This window comes from Micromonospora sp. NPDC049801, assembly GCF_040656575.1.
GTDB lineage: Bacteria > Actinomycetota > Actinomycetes > Mycobacteriales > Micromonosporaceae > Micromonospora.
In genome coordinates this window covers 269,053-287,490 of record NZ_JBFAMS010000003.1, presented here as the reverse complement: position 1 = coordinate 287,490, position 18,438 = coordinate 269,053, and the positions used below count along the sequence as shown (strand labels likewise).

The 18,438-nt window shown below is 72.4% G+C and carries 15 protein-coding genes and 1 pseudogene; 5 read left to right on the top strand and 11 right to left on the bottom strand.

Annotation, left to right across the window (positions count from 1 at the left end; all coding sequences use genetic code 11):
* The first annotated feature begins 109 nt into the window (after positions 1 to 109).
* Positions 110 to 901, top strand: a complete 792-nt coding sequence (locus AB0I89_RS07085; protein WP_357121515.1) for a maleylpyruvate isomerase family mycothiol-dependent enzyme — start codon at positions 110 to 112, stop codon at positions 899 to 901.
* Positions 902 to 945: 44 nt separating this feature from the next.
* On the opposite strand, the gene AB0I89_RS07080 is transcribed toward AB0I89_RS07085, so the two are convergent.
* The 3 genes from AB0I89_RS07080 to AB0I89_RS07070 form a co-directional block, all read right to left on the bottom strand.
* Positions 946 to 2,145: an RtcB family protein gene (locus AB0I89_RS07080; RefSeq protein WP_357121512.1), complete on the bottom strand. Its 1,200-nt coding sequence runs from the start codon at positions 2,143 to 2,145 to the stop codon at positions 946 to 948.
* 696 nt (positions 2,146 to 2,841) lie between these two features.
* Positions 2,842 to 3,006, bottom strand: a complete 165-nt coding sequence (locus AB0I89_RS07075; RefSeq protein WP_357121509.1) for a hypothetical protein — start codon at positions 3,004 to 3,006, stop codon at positions 2,842 to 2,844.
* A gap of 176 nt (positions 3,007 to 3,182) precedes the next feature.
* On the bottom strand, positions 3,183 to 4,505 hold the full coding sequence (locus AB0I89_RS07070; protein ID WP_357121506.1) for an RICIN domain-containing protein: 1,323 nt from the start codon (positions 4,503 to 4,505) through the stop codon (positions 3,183 to 3,185).
* 159 nt (positions 4,506 to 4,664) lie between these two features.
* On the opposite strand from AB0I89_RS07070, the gene AB0I89_RS07065 reads away from it, so the two are divergent.
* The gene (locus AB0I89_RS07065) at positions 4,665 to 5,852 is read left to right on the top strand and encodes a spore photoproduct lyase family protein (RefSeq protein ID WP_357121504.1); all 1,188 of its coding nucleotides are present in this window, start codon (positions 4,665 to 4,667) and stop codon (positions 5,850 to 5,852) included.
* An 8-nt stretch (positions 5,853 to 5,860) separates the two neighbouring features.
* Here AB0I89_RS07065 and AB0I89_RS07060 read toward each other — a convergent pair whose 3' ends face one another.
* Together AB0I89_RS07060 and AB0I89_RS07055 are read right to left on the bottom strand one after the other, a co-directional pair.
* Entirely contained in the window at positions 5,861 to 6,733 is an 873-nt protein-coding gene (locus tag AB0I89_RS07060) for a M15 family metallopeptidase (RefSeq protein WP_357121501.1), read from the bottom strand.
* Positions 6,734 to 6,811: 78 nt separating this feature from the next.
* Positions 6,812 to 7,831 (bottom strand): acetylxylan esterase, encoded by a 1,020-nt coding sequence (locus AB0I89_RS07055; RefSeq protein ID WP_357122178.1) that lies wholly within the window; start codon positions 7,829 to 7,831, stop codon positions 6,812 to 6,814.
* Positions 7,832 to 8,045: 214 nt separating this feature from the next.
* On the opposite strand from AB0I89_RS07055, the gene AB0I89_RS07050 reads away from it, so the two are divergent.
* Positions 8,046 to 9,068 (top strand): LacI family DNA-binding transcriptional regulator, encoded by a 1,023-nt coding sequence (locus AB0I89_RS07050; protein WP_357121498.1) that lies wholly within the window; start codon positions 8,046 to 8,048, stop codon positions 9,066 to 9,068.
* A 126-nt stretch (positions 9,069 to 9,194) separates the two neighbouring features.
* On the opposite strand, the gene AB0I89_RS07045 is transcribed toward AB0I89_RS07050, so the two are convergent.
* The 3 genes from AB0I89_RS07045 to AB0I89_RS07035 all read right to left on the bottom strand — a co-directional run bounded on the left by AB0I89_RS07045 (position 9,195) and on the right by AB0I89_RS07035 (position 12,139).
* Complete coding sequence (locus AB0I89_RS07045) at positions 9,195 to 10,043, bottom strand: peptidylprolyl isomerase (RefSeq protein ID WP_357121495.1); 849 nt, start codon at positions 10,041 to 10,043, stop codon at positions 9,195 to 9,197.
* 91 nt (positions 10,044 to 10,134) lie between these two features.
* Entirely contained in the window at positions 10,135 to 11,367 is a 1,233-nt protein-coding gene (locus tag AB0I89_RS07040; protein WP_357121492.1) for a D-alanyl-D-alanine carboxypeptidase, read from the bottom strand.
* Between the two features lie 10 nt (positions 11,368 to 11,377).
* Entirely contained in the window at positions 11,378 to 12,139 is a 762-nt protein-coding gene (locus AB0I89_RS07035) for a MerR family transcriptional regulator (protein WP_357122175.1), read from the bottom strand.
* Positions 12,140 to 12,312: 173 nt separating this feature from the next.
* On the opposite strand from AB0I89_RS07035, the pseudogene AB0I89_RS07030 reads away from it, so the two are divergent.
* Positions 12,313 to 14,594, top strand: a pseudogene (locus AB0I89_RS07030) (excinuclease ABC subunit UvrA).
* A 167-nt stretch (positions 14,595 to 14,761) separates the two neighbouring features.
* Here AB0I89_RS07030 and AB0I89_RS07025 read toward each other — a convergent pair.
* From AB0I89_RS07025 to AB0I89_RS07015, 3 genes are all read right to left on the bottom strand, one after another.
* Positions 14,762 to 15,181, bottom strand: coding sequence for a protein-tyrosine phosphatase family protein (locus tag AB0I89_RS07025; protein ID WP_357121489.1), 420 nt, complete (start codon positions 15,179 to 15,181; stop codon positions 14,762 to 14,764).
* A gap of 328 nt (positions 15,182 to 15,509) precedes the next feature.
* A complete protein-coding gene (locus AB0I89_RS07020; RefSeq protein ID WP_357121486.1) occupies positions 15,510 to 16,094 on the bottom strand; it encodes a hypothetical protein in 585 nt (194 codons plus the stop codon).
* 786 nt (positions 16,095 to 16,880) lie between these two features.
* Positions 16,881 to 17,672, bottom strand: coding sequence for a DedA family protein (locus tag AB0I89_RS07015; protein ID WP_357121483.1), 792 nt, complete (start codon positions 17,670 to 17,672; stop codon positions 16,881 to 16,883).
* Positions 17,673 to 17,757: 85 nt separating this feature from the next.
* Here AB0I89_RS07015 and AB0I89_RS07010 point away from each other — a divergent pair, with 85 nt between their 5' ends.
* Positions 17,758 to 18,438 carry a carbon-nitrogen hydrolase family protein gene (locus tag AB0I89_RS07010; protein ID WP_357122172.1) on the top strand — a complete coding sequence of 227 codons (681 nt, stop codon included), beginning with the start codon at positions 17,758 to 17,760 and terminating at the stop codon, positions 18,436 to 18,438.

Here is an 18,438-nt window from a genome sequence, read left to right as displayed (position 1 = left end):
GCCCGCACCCGATGGGGTACGGGCCGGGCGGCGCACACCGGGTGCGTCCGACCGGGGCGAATCGTCCGGTAGCGTCCCGACCATCGTCGAAGATCCGTTGAGGAGACATATGTCCACGGCTGCCGACCAGATCATCCACGCGCTACGGGCGGGCCACGAGGAGCTTGCCGCGCTCGTGCGCGACCTGAAGGACGACGACCTGCGCCAGCCCTCCGGGGCCAGCGAATGGCAGGTCTCCCAGGTGCTCAGCCACCTGGGCAGCGGCGCCGAGATCGGCCTCGCGGGGCTGAACGCCTCCATCGAGGGCACGCCCGCCCCGGACGGCGACTTCAACCGCGGCGTGTGGCAGCGCTGGGACGCCATGTCCCCCGAGGAGCACGCCGCCGGCTTCCTGGCGTCCAACGAGCGTCTGGTCGAGGCGTACGAGGCGCTGGACGCCGAGACCCGCGAGACGCTGCGGATCAACCTCGGCTTCCTGCCCGACCCGGTCGACGTCGCCACCGCCGCCCGGTTCCGGCTCAGCGAGTTCGCCCTGCACCAGTGGGACGCCGAGGTGGCGTTCAACCCGTTCGCGGCGGTGACGCCGGAGGCGGTGCCGCTGCTCCTCGATCAGATCGGCGGCATGCTGAGCTGGACCAGCCGACCCAAGGAGCTGGCCGGCCGGGAGGCGACCCTGCTGGTACGGCTGCGGGACCCGGAACGGACGTTCGGGCTGCGGCTGGGCGAGCAGATCACGCTCACCGACGCGCCGGAGCAGCCCGACGGTGAGCTGTCCCTGCCGGCCGAGGCGTGGCTGCGGCTGGTGGTCGGCCGGCTCGGGCAGCGTTACACCCCGGATGGCGTGCGGGTGAGCGGGCCGGTGACCCTGGACGACCTGCGCCGGGTCTTCGTCGGCTTCTGAGGAGGTCCGCGCGGGCCGGTGCTCCCGGCCCGCGCGTACCCTCGTCAGCCCTTCACGCAGACGACCTGCTTGAGGTGCGCGACCACCTCCACCAGGTCATCCTGCTGGGCCATCACCTCGGTGATGTCCTTGTACGCGCCGGGGATCTCGTCGACCACCCCGGCGTCCTTGCGGCACTCCACGCCCGCGGTCTGCGCGGCCAGGTCGGCGGTGCTGAACGTCCGCTTCGCCTGCGCCCGCGACATCCGCCGCCCGGCACCGTGCGACGCGGAGCAGTACGCGTCCGGGTTACCCCGACCCCGCACGATGTACGACCCGGTCCCCATCGACCCGGGAATGATGCCCAGGTCACCCCGGCCGGCCCGGATCGCGCCCTTGCGGGTGACCAGCACGTCGACGCCGTCGTAGCTCTCCTCGGAGACGTAGTTGTGGTGGCACGAGATGGGCTCGTCGTAGCCGACCTGCGGGAACTGCTCGCGCACCACATTGCAGAGCAGCGCCAGCATGACGGCCCGGTTGCGCCGGGCGTACTCCTGCGCCCACCACAGGTCCCGCCGGTACGCCTCCATCTCCGGCGTGCCGGCAAGGAACACGGCGAGGTCCCGGTCGGGCAGGTCGGCGTTGTGCGGCAGCCGCCGGGCCACCCCGATGTGCCGCTCGGCCAGTTCCTTGCCGATGTTGCGCGACCCGGAGTGCAGCATCAGCCAGACCCGGCCCTCGTCGTCGCCGCCCTGCTCCAGGCAGACCTCGATGAAGTGGTTACCGCCGCCGAGCGTCCCGATCTGCCGCTGCGCCCGCGTCTCGAGCTGCGCCACCCGAGGGTCCAGACCGGCGAAGCGACCCCAGAAGTCGTCCCAGCCGGCCTGCTCCAGCCCGCGGACCCGACGCGGGTTGACCGCCTCGGGCCGCTGCGCGAAGCCGACCGGGATGGTGGCCTCGATCGCGGACCGCAGGCCGCCCAGGTCGTCCGGCAGGTCGGCGGCGGTCAGCGAGGTGCGCACCGCCGACATGCCGCAGCCGATGTCGACGCCGACCGCAGCCGGCGAGACGGCCTGTCGCATGGCGATCACCGAACCGACCGTCGCGCCCTTACCGAAGTGCACGTCCGGCATCACGGCGACACCCTGCACCCAGGGCAGCGCGCCGATGTTGCGCAGCTGCTTCGCGGCCTGCGGCTCGATGGCGTACGGGTCGGTCCAGACCCGGACCGGCGCCCGGGTCCCGGCGAGCGGGGTGAATCCCATGATGGTCTCCTTCTGTCGTGCGGGTGACCGATATCGATCATGCGCCGGGCGGCTGTGGTCCGGCGGCGGTACGGGGATACGAGAAGGCCGCCCGATCCCGGTGGGGATGGGCGGCCGGCGGACGCGCTACGCGTCGGCGTCACCCCGGCCCGGTGCCCCGCAAGGGGTTGCAGGCAGTGGTCGTGGCTGTGGTGAGGAGATAACCGCCGGCAGGAAGCAGACGCCGGGCGGCGTCGGTGCGGACGCGTCGCGACACGGCGTACTCCCCTCGTGGTTGCTCTCGTGGTTGCTCTCGACCTTGCACCGGTGACAGTAGGAGGATGGCGGCACGTCCGCAATGGATATCTCCGTGGGCGCGGCACCGGCGGGCCTGGCGGGCCTGGCGGGCCTGTCACCCGCAGGTCCTGTCGAGCTGCCCCAGATGTGGGGCGGCACCGAGCGACCGGCCCCGCCACCCAAACCACCGTCTGCCAAGCGGACCGGTGCCCGCGACCCGGACCGGCGGCCGGCGAGCAGATGGGCACCCGCCACGGCGACGCCGCGCCCGGCTGCGCGGAGCGCGCCCGGCTGCGCGGAGCGCGCCCGGCTGCGCGGAGCGCGCCCGGCTGCGCGGAGCGCGCCCCATTTATGGGGCAGCTCGACAGGGGCACGACACAGCGAGCGGCCCACCGGGCCGGCCCTCGTCGCTAGGCCCGTTCAGGTGTCGTAGCAGCCGTCCCACGGCGGGGCGAACCCCAGCTCGTCGGGGAGGAACTCGGCGTGGTCGTCGCCGTCGTACTCCTCGGACCAGTCGACCAGCCCGAACGCGTGCCCGTCGACCTCGACCCGGAACAGGCGGATGGCGAAGACCCGACCGGGCAACGCGTCCAGACACCCGGTGAGGCGGGCCTCCGCCCGGTCGATGGAGGCGTCCTCGTGCTCGCTCGCGCCCCTGCGGCGGTACCAGTCGTCTTCGGCTCCGGCACCGCCGGTGAGGGTGGCGGTGACGGAGCCGAAGAACTGTCGGGAATCGCCATGGCCGCGAGGCTATGGCCGACCTACGACGCGGACACCAGCCGGAACGACTGCGCCGCGGTGCCGTTGCAGGTGTACTGGATGAGCTGGACGCTGTCCGCCGTGGATGCGCCCGGCACGTCCAGGCACTTGCCGCTGCTGCGGTTGACCAGGCGGTAGTAGCCGCCGCCCTCGGACTCCGCGCGCCACTGCTGGTTGACGCCGCCGCTGTAGGACCAGAGCTGGATGGGGGCCGAGTCGGCGGTCGACCGGTCGGTCACGTCGAGCACCTGCGCGCTGTTGTTGCGGTTGTTGACCCGCAGGTAGCCGTCGCTGGTCGGGACGAACTGGTACTGCTGGGCGGTGCTGTTGTTGCAGGCGTACTGCTGGATCGCGGTGCCGTTCGCGGTGCCGGCGGCCCGCGCGTCCACGCACTTGCCGCTGCCCCGGTTGACGACGGTGTGCCAGGCGGTCGGGGAGATCGGGCCGGCGCTGCCGGTCGGGGTGGGCGTCGGGGTCGGGGTCGGCGACGTGCCGACGCCGGCGAGCCAGTGCAGCCCGTCGATCAGCAGCTTGTTCTGCTGGGCGCTGTCGAAGGTGGACGACAGGCCGGTCTTGGTGCCGTAGTCCATCCTGTTGTGCCCGAAGTTGGCGTAGATCATCTTGTACTGCCGGTTGCTCCAGACCAGCGGGTAGTAGCCGCTGTACCAGGACTGGTTGGGGTCGGTCCCGACCGGGAAGCTCGACGGGTCGACCGAGGCCAGGATGTCGATGTTCGAGTTCTGCCGCAGGTCGTTGCTCCACGAGTACCACTCGCTGAACGACGACGAGAACGTCGCCGGCAGGTTCCGGGTGGCCGCGTGGGTGCGGTTGTCGACGCGCATGGTGACCCGGGTGGGCAGCCAGGTGTTGGTCCGGAACGAGCCGGAGCCGAGGAACGTGTTGTAGTACCAGCTCCAGCTCGACGGGTTGTCGGTCCACGCGCTGACGTGGAAGCCCATCCACGCCCCGCCGTTCTGCATGTACTGCTGGAAGGCGGGGCGCTGGGCGGCGGGCGGCGCGTCGTCCAGGAACATGACGACCTTGTACTGGGCCAGGTTGGACGTGTTCAGCAGGCTCCAGTTGTTGGTGGCCTCCCAGGAGAAGCCGTACTGCGCGGCGGCCTGCGGGAACCAGGCGCGCGCGTCCTTGATGAAGTCGATGTGCGCGTCGTCCCAGGTGCCGTTGTAGAAGGCCAGGACCTTGAACGTCGGCGCGGCCTGCGCGCTGCGCGCGACGCCGAGACCGACGCCGGCGGTCACGGCGACGACGAGCGCGACGAACACCGACAGGATCCTTCTGGTACGGGAGGAAAGTTCTGCGATCACCTGATCGTCCCTTCGGTGGGGACGCGCGCCGCCGCGTCGTCGTAAATCTGTTCACAAGGTTTACAGATAGACGAAAGGTTATGCTTTTCCGACGTGCGGCGTCAATCGCCAGCCGCGTCGATCGGGTGGGATTCCTGCGGTAGCGGGTACTCCGGCCCGATGACCAGCCCGGATGCCGTCGACGTCGACAGGCCGCTGGCTGTGGACGTGCCCGCCGCGACGCACGACGCCAGCGGCGAGCGGGTGCCGATCCGCGACCTGGCCGCCCTCGCCCCGGAGGCGCGACCCGCGCGCCGGTGGACGCCGGGCCGGGTGGTGGCCACCCCCGCCGCCCTGGACCACCCGCACGGACAGCGGATCGTCGACCGGGTGCAGGCGCTCGGCATCGAGGTGGAACGGCTCCGATCCAATCGACTCAGCGGAGTACGCGGGCAGACCGACCGCGAGACCTACGCGCGGGCCAAGGCGACCATGGCGATCGTGGTGAGCCCGCCGTCCCGGCGCGACCTGCAACCCATCGCGCCCAGCGCCGACTGGCGCGTCGACCTCGCCGAGGGCTGCCCCGCGCACTGCCAGTACTGCTACCTGGCCGGCTCGCTCTCCGGCCCGCCGGTGACCCGGGTGTACGCGGACCTCGACGACATCCTCGCCGGACTGACTCCGTACGCCGGGCGCGGCACGGTGACCAGCCGCGACGCGCGTCGCGCCGACGAGGGCACCACGTTCGAGGCGTCCTGCTACACCGACCCCCTGGCGCTGGAGCACCTGACCGGCAGTTGGCAACGGGCGGTGCGGCACTTCGCCGACTGGGACGCCCCCGTGCAGTTGCGCTGGACCACCAAGTACGCCGACGTGGACAGCTTCGTCGGCCTGCCCCACCACGGCCGCACCCGGGTCCGGTTCAGCGTCAACTGCGCCCCGGTCAGCCAGCGGTTCGAGGGCGGCACCGCCCGGGTGCCGGACCGGCTCGCCGCCCTGCGCCGGCTCGCGCTCGACGGTTATCCCGTCGGGCTGACCATCGCGCCCATCATCGCGCTGCCCGACTGGCGCGAGGCGTACGGCGACCTGCTGGACCAGGTCCGCGCGGCGGTCGACGGGGTACCGGAGCTGGACCTGACCGCCGAGCTGATCACCCACCGGTTCACGCCCGGCAGCCGGGAGGTGCTGCTCGGCTGGTACCCGCGTACCCGGCTGGAGATGGACGTAGCGGCGCGCAGCCGCAAACACGGCAGGTTCGGCGCGGTGAAGTACGTCTACCCTCGGGACACGATGGCCGAGCTGCGACGGTGGTTCACCGACGAGCTGACCGCGCGGATACCCGCCTGCCGTGTCCTCTACTGGACCTGAGCCGGGTCTCAGCCGACCGACGAACGGGCGACCGGCGCGGCGAAGAACGTGTCCGGGTACGGCTCGTCGCGCAGGCGGTAGTGCCACCACTCCCGGTCGTAGTTCACGAATCCGGCGTCGGTCATCAGCCGTCGCAGCAACCGCCGGTTGTCCCGGGCGGTCCCGGTGATCCGGGGGTCGTCGGTGTGCGCTCGGGCGTCGAAGCAGTCGAAGCCCGTACCCATGTCGATGGTGTTGTCCGCGAAGCGCTGCGCCCGGGGCGCGGTGCAGGCCACCAGCGACTGGCCGGGCCGGTACGGAGGTTGGCTGGCGGCGGGCTCGTCGACGAGGGTGAGGTCCATCGTGCTGCCCCGGCTGTGCGCGGTCGGCGCACCGATGTAGCCGTCGGCGAAGAGCCTGTCCTTCGCCAGGTCCGGGTAGAACTCGGCCTTGGTCTGCTGCTCGCCGGGACGCTTCGACCAGGCGACGAAGTCGTCCACCGCCGGCTGCGGGCGGTAGCAGTCGTACACCTTGAGGCTGTGGCCCCCGGCGAGCGCGGCGTCCTGGACCCGACGCAGCGCCTCGGCCGCCGGCCGGGTGAGCAGGCACAGCGGTTCGCGGTAGCCGGCGATCGGCCGGCCCACGAAGTTGTGCGCCGTGGCGTACCGGATGTCGGCGTGGATGCGCGGGTCGACGTCGGTCAGCACCACAAAATTCGGCAACTCGCCCGCGCCCGGCGGGGTCGCGCTCGGGCGGGCGGTAGGGCCGTCAGGCGTCGGTCGAGGGCTCGCCGAGACCGGGGTGGCGACCGTCGGCGTGGGGCGCGGCGGCGAGGAGCAGCCGCCGAGCGCCGCGGCGAGCGCGAGTACGGCGACGCCACCCAACCGTCCTGACCTGCGCACAGGTCCTGTTTACCAAAGGCGGTCGGTGGCGCGCGGCGGATCGGTCGGGGCGTCCCGCGCCCGGTCCAGCGGGCCCGCTCAGTCGCCGGACGTCAGCGGAACCGGGTGGACGCCGACCCTCGTCGCCTCGGGCGTCTCGACCAACTGCGCGGCGAGGAAGCGCAGGGCCGCCTCGTCGTCGTCGATACCCCCGGCCTCGTGGCCGTTGTAGCGCCACACCGACAGCTCGGTCGGTCCCGCGTGGGAGTTGTGGGCGGCGTAGACACCCGAGGGCGGCACGATGTCGTCCATCAACGCCACCGAGTAGCGGGTGGGCCGGCGGCAGCGCCGCGCGAAGTTGACGCCGTCGACGTACGACAGGGTCGTCAGCGTCCGCTCCTCGGCGTCGCGGTGGATCGCCAGGTAGTCACGGATCTCCCGGTACGGGTGGGCGTCGGTGACCACCACGGCGCGGGGAATGTCGCACAGGAACGGCACGAGGGCCACCACCGCCCGCACACCGGGGGCCAACGCGCCGGCCGCGAGCGCCATGGCCCCGCCCTGGCTGTGCCCGAGCACCGCCAGTCGGGTCGGGTCGACCATGGGCAGGGTACGGGCGGCGTCCACGGCCCGTACCGCGTCGGTGATCAACCGTCGGTAGTAGTACGTGCGTGGGTCGGCGATGCCCCGCGTCGCCACGCCGGGCGCCTGCGCGCCGGTCGCGCCCAGGTCCGTCGTGTCGCCCCGGCTCCAGCCGGAGCCCTGCCCCCGGGTGTCCATCTGTAGATGGGTGAACCCGGCGGTCGCCCAGAGCAGGTTCTCCAGCGGGTGCCCACGCCCGCCGCCGTAGCCCACGTACTGCACGACGGTCGGCAGGGCGGTGCCGGTGCCGTGGGGAACCCGGAGCCAGGCCCGTACGGGCTGTCCGGCGAAGCCGGGGAACGTCACGTCGTACACGTCGATGGCGGTCAGACCGGTCACCACGGGTTCGAGCCGGACCGGCCACGCCGCGTCGCGCGCCTGGGCGAGCGTGCGCGCCCAGAAGTCGTCGAAGTCGGCGGGCTCGCGCACCACGCCGCGGTACTCGCGTAGCTGCTCCTCGGGCAGGTCCGTGTACATGGCGTCCTTGTCTGTCACGTGGGACGGTACGCCGAGACGCATCCGACAAATTACCGGAACATTTCCGCAACTCTGCCGAACGCTATGACCGACCTGGCGTGTCGTCAACCCCCCTCGGTGAGGCAAGATGACCCGAGGAGCGGGCGTGCCGTTCCGGGACACGGGACGGGCGACGCGGGCGGTGGCCCCTCCCGGAGCGGTGAAGGAGACACGGGTGGACGCGGACGACGGACGCAGGGTGACCATCACCGCGATCGCACGGGAGGCCGGCGTCTCGGTGCCGACCGTGTCACGGGTGCTCAACGGCCGGTCCGATGTGGCCCCCGACACCCGGGAACGCGTCGAGGAGCTGTTGCGCCACCACGGCTACCGGCGCCGCAGCAGCCGCAGCGTCCGCCGCGCCGGCCTCGTCGACCTGGTCTTCAACGACCTGGACAGCCCCTGGGCCGTGGAGATCATCCGGGGCGTCGAGGACGTCGGGCACGGCGCGGGTGTCGGCACCGTCGTCTCCGCGATCCACCGGCAGCCCACCGCGGCCCGGCAGTGGTTGCAGAACCTGCGCACCCGGGCCACCGACGGGGTCATCTTCGTGACGTCGCACCTGAGCCCGCCGCTGCACGCACAGCTGCGCCGCCTCAACGTGCCGGTGGTGGTCGTCGACCCGGCCGGCGTGCCGGCCATGGACGTGCCGACCATCGGCGCGACCAACTGGGCGGGCGGGCTCGCCGCGACCGAGCACCTGCTGGCGGTCGGCCACCGCCGGATCGGATTCGTGGCCGGACCGACACATCTGCTGTGCAGCCGGGCCCGCCTCGACGGCTACCGGGCCGGGCTGGAGGCCGCCGGAGTGCCGGTGGACGACGCGCTGATCTACCCGGGCGACTTCTACCACGCCTCCGGCTTCGCGGGCGGCACGGCGCTGCTCGACCTGGCCGATCCGCCGACCGGCATCTTCGCGGCCAGCGACCAGATGGCGTTCGGCGTCTACGAGGCCATCCGCCGCCGAGGGCTGCGGGTCCCCGACGACGTCAGCGTGGTGGGATTCGACGACCTGCCGGAGGCCCGCTGGGCGTCCCCGCCGCTGACCACCGTCCGGCAGCCCCTGGTGGAGATGGGCCGCCTCGCGGCGCGGACGGTACTGCGGCTGGCCCAGGGTGAGGGCATCGACTCCCCCCGGGTGGAGCTCGCCACCGAACTGGTCGTCCGGGACAGCGCCACCACGCCGTCGACCGGGTGACCCACGTCGTTCCAACGGCCTGAACCGGGTCGGATACCCGGTTCCACCGCTACCGGTCGGGCTCCCGGAAGTTCCGGCAACCGGTGGCGCGGTGAGCGGCCCTCGCCGCCCACCGCGCCCAGCGGATCAGTGGTGGTGTGCGCGTACGGCCCGACAGATGGTCACCGGCAGGGCGGGCGCGCCGTCGACCGGCGCGGGATCCTCGGCCGTCGGCGCGACGCCGCCGGCGGCGACCCGGTCCAGCGTGTCCAGCCCGGCCGCGTCGACCGTCCCGAAGATCGTGTAGTTGGGCCGCAGCGCCGAGTCGGCGTACACCAGGAAGAACTGGCTGCCGTTGGTGTCCGGACCGGCGTTGGCCATCGCGAGCACGCCCCGCGCGTAGAGCCGCCGTACGCCGGTCGGGTCGGTGGGCGCGGGCGGCAGGTCGGTGGGCAGCTCGTCGCGGTACCGGTAGCCCGGTCCGCCCTCGCCGGTGCCGGACGGGTCGCCGCACTGCAACACGCTGAGCGTGGGGTACGCGGTGAGCCGGTGACACGGGGTGCGGTCGTAGAACCGCTTGCCGACCAGGTGCAGGAAGCTCTGCACCGTGCACGGCGCGGCAGCCCGGTCCAGGGTCAACCCGATCGGCCCCTGGTTCGTGGAGAGCGTCACGCGGACGGTGCCCCGGTCCGGCGGGCGGCGCGGGTCGGGTGGCAGCGGCACGGGTCGGGCGGCCGGCTCGTCGGGCGTCTCGGTGTACGCGCACGGGCCGTGCGTGGTGCGCGGCGGGCGGTCAGCGGCGGGCGGCGCCGGAGCGTGCGCGACGCTGGCGACGCCGGACGCGTCGACGGTCGCGCCCGGCGCGGCCAGCGCGGTGACCGAAGAGCCGACGACCAGCGCCGCGGCGATCACCGTCACGCCCGCGAGACGGGTCAGCGCACGTACCGACGGGCGGGGTGCCGCCGCGCCGGAGGGCGTTTCGCGTTCACTCGACACAGGGATCCTCCTGGGACTCGCGCTGCCAGAAAGACCGGAGTCTATGGATGCCGGAGCCGGTTGTCGATCGCTGCGGCCGGTTGCCGACCCGTCAGGACAACCGGCGGCGGCGGTGCCACAGCAGCCCACCCAGCAGCACCAGCACCCCCGCGCCACTGAGCGCGGAAACCGACCAGAGCCAGCCGGAACCGGTGTGCGCCGGACCGCTGGCCGCCGCCGGGCGGGGCGGACCGGGCGCGGCCAGCACGGACGGGGTCGCCGAAGGCGTGGCGGTCAACTCTCCCGGCTCGACCAGGCGACCGACGCCGACGTCGCGGGGCAGCGAGAAACCCCAGTCCAACAGGGCCGCGCCCTGCTCCCAGCCCCGCTTCGGCGTCGGCTCGGCACCCAGCAACGTCACCACCAGCCGGCGACCGTCGCGTTGCGCCGCTCCGACGTACGTGTGCCGCGCCAGGTCGGTGAAGCCCGTCTTGCCGCCCAACGCGCCCGGGTACCGGTAGATGAGCTGGTTCTCGTTCTGGATCTGGAACCCCTTCGTCCGCTGTGCCGGCTGCGCGGGGATCGTCGCCAGGTCGGTGAGCGCGTACCGGCGGAACGTCGGCTGCGCGAAGCAGGACCGGGCGATCAGCGCCAGGTCGTACGCGCTGGTGAACTGGCCCTTGCCGTCCAGCCCGGACGGGGTGACGGCATGTGTCTGGAGCGCGCCGAGGTGGTGCGCCTGCTCGTTCATGGCGCGCACTCCCCCGGCCGCGCCGTCCGGGCCACCGCCGAGACGGGCCAGCGCGTTCGCCGCCTCGTTGCCGGAGTTCAGCAGCAGCCCCAGCCAGATCGTCTCGATCGTGTAGCGGCCACCCTCGACCAGGCCGACGGCGGACGAGCCGGGCTCGATGTTCATGTCCGCCGCGGTGACGGTCACCGTCTGGGCGGGGTCGAGTCGGGGCATCATCGTGGCCGCCAGCAACAGCTTCTGGACGCTGGCCGGGGTGCCGTACTCGTGCGGGCCGCAGCCGCCGAGCACCTGGCCGGAGTCGAGGTCCGCGACCAGCCACGACGTGGCAGTGATCGCCGGTGGCGCGTCCACGCCGGCCGGCACGACCAGGCCGCTGGTCGCCAGTCCGACGCCGCCGACCACCCGAGCCTCGGGCACGGTGGGCGGGGGCGACGGGCGCGGCGGCCGGGACACCGTCGGGGCCGACGCCCGCGGACACCGCACGGCCGGCGGGGCGGCAGCGGTACGCGTGGCCGCCGCCGCCGTGCCGACAGCCGGCGCGGAAGCGGGCAGGACGGCAGCCGCCGTGACCGCCAGCAGCGCAGCAGCTCTCATGTGCCCGACCCTAGCCAACAAGATCGCTCGGCGGGAGCGGTTGGCCGCTCGACCATCCGGCGGCGGACCGCTCCACCAGGTAGTCGTGCAACGCGGCACTGCCCCGCAACCGCCGCAGGCTGCGGGCGTGCAGGTCCTGCTCACGACGGGCCAGCTCGGCGCGTACCCGCTGCGCGCTGCCGGTGGTGCGCAGCTCGCCCAGCACCGCCTCGATGATCTCGAACGGGTACGCGCCCCGACGCAGGAGCGCGACGACCTGCGCGGCGCGCAGCTCGGTCTCGTCGTACACCCGGTAGTTGGTGCCGGGCGCGCGGCCCGGCCGCACCAGGTCGCGCGCCTCCCACAGGCGCAGTTGCGAGGTCCGCACGCCGACCAGCGCCGCCACCTCGCCGATGCGGACACCACGGCGCTGGGCCGGCCGGGTCGCCGGCGGGTTGGCCAGCACGGTTTCGAAGGCACCGAGCACCCGGCGGATGTCGGCGCGTTCGCGGTCCAGTTCGGCATGGCCGCCGTCGAGCGCCGCCAGGGCCGCCGGCACGTCGCCCCGGTGCACCGCCGCCATGATCTCCCGGGTACGGCCCCAGCCGTGCCCCTCGGCCAGCCGGCGGGCCACGGTCAGCGCGCGGGCGTGCGCGGTCGTGAAGATCCGGTAGCCGCTCGCGGTTCGCCGCACCGGCGGCAGGACGCCCTCCTCGACGTAATTGCGCACCTGCTGCACCGAGATCCCGACGGTGGCGGCGAGGTCCACGGCTCGCAGGCGATCCTTCGGCATGGCCTCCACCGGGCAACCGTACCGCTTGTCATGTGATTTGAGACTTTCCCGTCCTTAAGTCACAGCCGCACGCTCGATTGTTCGTCAAACCCTCTCTGTGAGGATTAATGAGACAATTTAATGCGTCCCGTGCAGGGCGGGGTCGTTCTGCCATCACTTCGTGAAGGGTTCGCATGTCGCAGCCAGCAAGGTCCGCCGCCGACAGCCACGACATGATCGAGGTACGCGGAGCGCGGGAGAACAATCTCGCGAGCGTCTCGGTCGACATCCCCAAGCGCCGGTTGACCGTCTTCACCGGTGTCTCCGGGTCAGGTAAATCGTCGCTGGTCTTCGGCACCATCGCCGCCGAGTCCCAGCGCATGATCAACGAGACCTACAGCGCGTTCCTCCAGTCGTTCATGCCGAACCTCAACCGGCCGGACGTCGACTCGCTGCGCAACCTCAGCGCCGCCATCGTCGTCGACCAGGAACGGATGGGCGTCAACTCCCGCTCCACCGTCGGCACCGCCACCGACGCGTACGCCATGCTGCGGATCCTCTTCAGCCGGCTCGGCGAGCCGTCAGTCGGTGGCGCGGGCGCGTTCAGCTTCAACCTGCCCGAGGGCATGTGCCTCACCTGTGAAGGACTCGGCCGGGTCTCCGACCTCGACGTCAACGAGCTGGTCGACGTCGAACGCTCGCTCAACGACGGCGCGATCACCGCGCCCAACTTCGCCGTCGGCTCCTGGTACTGGCAGACCATCGTCGGCTCCGGCCTGTTCGACCCCGACGCCAAACTCCAGGACTTCACCCCGCAGCAGTGGGAGGACTTCCTGCACAAGCCAGCCACGAAGATCAAGGTAGGCAGCAACAACTGGACGTACGAAGGGCTCGCGGTCAAGGTCAAGCGGCTCCTCCTGGCCAAGGACCGCGAGTCGATGCAGCCGCACATCCGCGCCTTCGTCGACCGTGCGGTCACCTTCACCACCTGCCCGTCCTGCGCCGGCACCCGGCTCAACGCCGCCGCCCTGTCGTCACGGATCGCCGGCCGCAGCATCGCCGAGTGCTCCGCCATGCAGATCAGCGACCTGGCCGCGTTCGTCCGGACCATCGACGACCCGGGGGTCGCCCCGCTGATCGGCAACCTGCGTGACCTGCTCGACTCACTGGTCGAGATCGGGTTGGGCTACCTCAGCCTGGACCGGGAGTCCGCGACCCTCTCCGGCGGCGAGGCGCAGCGGGTGAAGATGGTCCGACACCTTGGCTCCAGCCTCTCCGACGTCACGTACGTCTTCGACGAACCCACCGTCGGCCTGCACCCGCACGACATCGCCCGGATGAACGACCTGCTGCTGCGGCTGCGCGACAAGGGCAACACCGTGCTGGTGGTGGAGCACAAGCCGGAGACCATCGCCATCGCCGACCACGTCGTCGACCTGGGACCCGGCGCGGGCACGGCCGGCGGGCAGATCTGCTTCACCGGCGACGTCCCCGGCCTGCGCCGCGCAGACACGCTCACCGGCCGGCACCTGGACCACCGCGTGACCCTGCGCGACGAGGTACGCCGACCGACCGGCCAGCTCGGGATCCGCCGCGCCGACCTGCACAACCTGCGCGACGTGGACGTGGACATCCCGCTCGGCGTCCTCACCGTGGTCACTGGCGTGGCTGGCTCGGGCAAGAGTTCGCTGATCCACGGCTCGCTGCGCGGCCGGTCCGGTGTGGTGATCGTCGACCAGTCCCCGATTCGCGGGTCACGACGCAGCAACCCGGCCACCTACAGCGGGCTGCTCGACCCGATCCGTACCGCCTTCGCCAAGGCCAACGGCGTCAAGGCCGGGTTGTTCAGCGCGAACTCCGAGGGCGCCTGCCCGGCCTGCAAGGGCATCGGGCTGATCTACACCGACCTGGCGATGATGGCCGGCGTGGCGAGCGTCTGCGAGCGCTGCGCGGGGCGGCGGTTCACCGACGAGGTGCTCACGTACACACTGCGCGGCAAGAACATCAGCGAGGTGCTGGCCATGTCGGTCACCGAGGCACACGGGTTCTTCCCCAGCGGGCCGGCCCACCTGATCCTCGACCGGCTGGTCGACGTCGGGTTGGGCTACCTCAGCCTCGGTCAGCCGCTGACCACCCTGTCCGGCGGGGAGCGGCAACGACTCAAGCTCGCCATCCACCTGGCGGAGAAGACCAGCACGTACGTCCTCGACGAGCCCACCACCGGCCTGCACCTGGCCGACGTGGACCAACTGTTGGCCCTGTTGGACCGCATGGTCGACGCGGGCAACACATCGTCATCGAGCACCACCAGGCCGTGATGGCCCACGCGGACTGGCTCATCGACCTCGGGCCGGGCGCCGGGCACGACGGCGGTCGCATCGTCTTCACCGGCACGCCGGCCGACCTGGTCGCCCACGGCGACACTCTCACCGCCACCCACCTGCGCGAGTACGTCCACAAGCCCACGATGCGGTGACGGGTCGGCGGTACCCGGGCCGGGCGACTTGACCTGACGCCGCACGGAGGGCGGTCCGGGCGCCCCGGGCGGCGATGTGGGCGGGCCAGCGGCGGCCGGTGCGCGGCCGGCGCTGTCGGGTGGCCGGTGCGCGGCCGGCGCTGTCGGGTGGCCGGCGACGCCGGTGGTCAGGCGACGCGGCGCAGCCACCGCCGCTGCCAGGGTGTCTCGACCGCCTTCGGGTGGTAGCCCGCCCGGACCCAGGACACCGCCCGCTCGGCCGGCAGGTCGTCGAGGATCGCCAGCGCGGCCAGCGCCGTGCCGGTGCGGCCGATCCCGCCCCGGCAGGCCACCTCGACGCGCTCGCCGTCGCGGGCCCTCCGCAGCGCCTCGCGCAGCGCGTCGAGTGCGTCCTCCCGATCGAGCGGCACCCAGAAGTCGGGCCACCTGATCCGCCGGGATGGCCAGACCGGTTCCGGTCCAGGCGCCAGCAGCAGCGCGAAGTCGGCCGGCGGGGCGGTCGCGGCGATGCGGCGTCCCCGCACCACCGCCCCGCTGGGCAATACGAGCAACCCGGGCTGCTCGGACCAGGTCTGCGCGGCATCCATCGGCACATTGTGCCGCGAGCGCGGGCCGGTCATCGTGCCCGGTGGACACGAAAGCGCCGCCCCCGACCGTGGTCGGGGGCGGCGCCGGTGTCGGTGTGCAGGTCGCCTCTCGGCGAGTGGCGCGACGCGGCTCCAGCCGAACGGTATTCCGCGAAGGCTATGTAGGTGAGGCCCGGGGACACTGAGTCACACCGACACTGGTCTACAACCAGCCGACGCCGCCCGATGTTCCCCTCCGGCGAGGTCGTTCGGGCGACGAGTCGGGCCGGCGGTGGGGATGCCGATGGCCGGCACCCCGGGGGGCGCCGGCCATCGATGCGGTCGTGCGTCAGCTGTTCCAGTACTGGCCGACCAGGTCGGCGGCCTGCTGCTCCCACTGGGCGTACGCGTCCGGGTAGGCCGACACCTGCACGGTCTGCGCGGCCTCGGTCAGCGGCATGTCCTGCCAGCCGTCAACCTGACGCAGGCCCTTGAGGAACGCCGTCGTCGAGTACTCCGGGTCCGTGATCTGCTCCGGCGTGCCCCAACCGCTCGACGGGCGCTGCTGGAACAGACCCAGCGAGTCATGGTCGTTCATGTCGCCGAGGTGACCCAGGTTCTCCAGCTTCGACTCCTGCAGGCTCGTCGCGATCGAGATGACCGCCGCACGCTCGGGCAGGCCCGCCTTCTTCGTGGCCGCGATGATGGCCTTGGCGTTGCCGGTCTGCTCGTCGTTCAGGTCGATGTGCGACTGCGCGCCCTGGGTGCCGTGCGGGATCAGCTTGCTCGGGTCGGGCTTGTCGGCCTGCACCACGGCGACCGGCCGGGGGTCGGTGCTCGGGGCGGCGACATGGGCGATCGGGCCGGCGAAGACACCACCGGCGAACGCGAGACCGGCAACGGACAGCATGCTCTTACGGAAGATCGTGTTCATGGGGGTAGCTCCTTCGGGGGTAGGAAACACCCGCCTCACCACAGGGGAACGGCGACGCGGATGTGCGCACCTCGTCCGGCGCTGCACAAACGGGGGGTCTCGGGTCGCGGCACCAAGCGGAGCGGTGCCGGGGCGGCGTCCGACGGGCGAGGGAAGTCGCTCGTGGGCGCCGGGACCGTGTGTAACGACCGCCGGTCCGGGGTCATTCCCGGGCCCTCAGCCGTGGATCCGGAAGCGGACCCGGGGCCGTCCTGCGGTCGTTCGGGGGTCTGCAACGACCCGGTCCGGCCGACCATTCCCCGGGCGGGGTGGCCGTGGTCCTGCGATCGTCAGGGTGTGTAACGACCGCAGGTCGGCCACGATTCCGGCCCGGGGATGCACCCGGTCACACCCCATCGCCACCCGAAACCGGACATCACGCCCAAGGCGCACCACCCGGCGCTCGTCGTCGGGGCGCCCACGGCGACGCCCACCGGCAGCCGCAGGTGAGCGTGCCATGGGCCGGTCCGCCGCCACCCTGTCCACCTGGCGTCCCCTTGCGCTGTTCGGCTGTCCGTCGGGCGGCTGCGGCGGGGCATGGCCGTTGTGGGCTGTGATGCCGGTGAGTCATCAAGATGACTCACCGGCATCAACGCCGCAGGAGTGGTCGCCGCCCCCTGGCATCGGAAAGCTGCCGGGTCGCACCGCACCGGACCGGACCGCACCGGACCGGACCGCACCGGACCGCACCGCACCGGACCGGACCGGACCGGACCGGACCGGAGACATCGTGCGGGAGGCGATGGGCTAGCGCTCGTCCGAGGCCCAGGAGGCGCCCCGGTAGAGGGTGCCCCGACCGTCGGGATCCGGCGTTCCCGCCGGGGGCGCACCGCGGCGAGACAGAGCCGGGTCCGATTCGGGGTTTCGGGCGGCGCGGCGGGCCTTCAGCACCCGCGAGCCGACGAACCAGGCGACGGCCGCGACGCAGACGACGATCACGACGTTCTGGAGGGTGCCGACGTAGCCCTCGACGAGGTGCCAGTTGTCACCGAGCAGATAGCCGGCGAGCACGAAGGTGGTGTTCCAGATCAGGCTGCCCAGCGTCGTGTAGAGCAGGAAGGTCCGCACCGGCATCCGCTCCACCCCGGCCGGAATGGAGATCAGGCTCCGGAAGATCGGGATCATCCGGCCGAAGAACACCGCCTTCACGCCGTGCCGCAGGAACCACGCCTCGGTCCGGTCGACGTCGCTGAGCTTCACCAGGGGCAGTCGGGCCACGATGACACGCATCCGGTCGCGGCCCAGGGACGCGCCGATCAGATAGAGCGCCAGCGCGCCCAGCACCGAACCCAGCGTGGTCCAGAAGATCGCGCCGACCAGGCTGATCCGACCCTGCGCGGCCACGAAGCCGGCCAGCGGCAGGATGACCTCGCTGGGGATCGGCGGAAACAGGTTCTCCAACGCCACCGCCAGACCCGCGCCGGGCCCGCCGAGCCGTTCCACCAGATCGCTGACGTACCCGACGATCCCGCCCTGCGGCGGTTCGGCCGCGGCGGCGGGGGTTCCGGTGGCGAGGACGGCGTGCGACGTTCGAAGCATGCCCACACGTTACGAAGCGATCCTGAGAGCCAACCGTGAGGCGGAGACCTCGCAGGCAGCCACGGACGGGCCGGCTCGCGCTCCGTTGCGGCTCGCCGTGGCGCAGCCGCTGTGCGTACCCCTGGATGTCGGGGAGAACGCGCGGGCGCACGCCGACGCGGTCCGCGCGGCGCGCGCCCGGGTGGTGGTCTTCCCGGAGCTGTCCCTGACGGGGTACGAGTTGCAGGGGCCGGTCGTGCCGATGGACGACCGGCGGTTGACGCCACTTGTCGACGCGTGCGCCGAGGTTGGCACGGTGGCGTTGGCCGGCGCGCCGGTGCCCGGAGACCACATCGGAGTGCTGGCGGTGACCGGTGACGGGGTGACGGTGGCGTACCGGAAGATGTGGCTGGGCGGCGTGGAGGCGCGGCGGTTCCGGCCGGGCGACGCACCGGGCGTGCTCGACGTGGACGGATGGCGGATCGGGCTGGCGGTCTGCAAGGACACCGGTGTCGCCGGGCACGCGCAGGCGACGGCGGCCCTGGGGATCGACGTGTACGCGGCGGGCGTGCTGGAGTCGGCCCGGGACGCCGCTGTGCCGGACGTGCGGGCGCAGCGGATCGTCACGACGCACCGGGTCTGGGTGGCGATGGCGAGCTTCGCCGGGTCGACCGGCGGCGGTTACCGCGAGGCGGCCGGCCGCTCGGCCATCTGGACACCGCACGGTGATGAGGCCGCGCGGGTGGGCACGACACCGGGCGAGTGGGCCGCGACCTCAATCCACTGA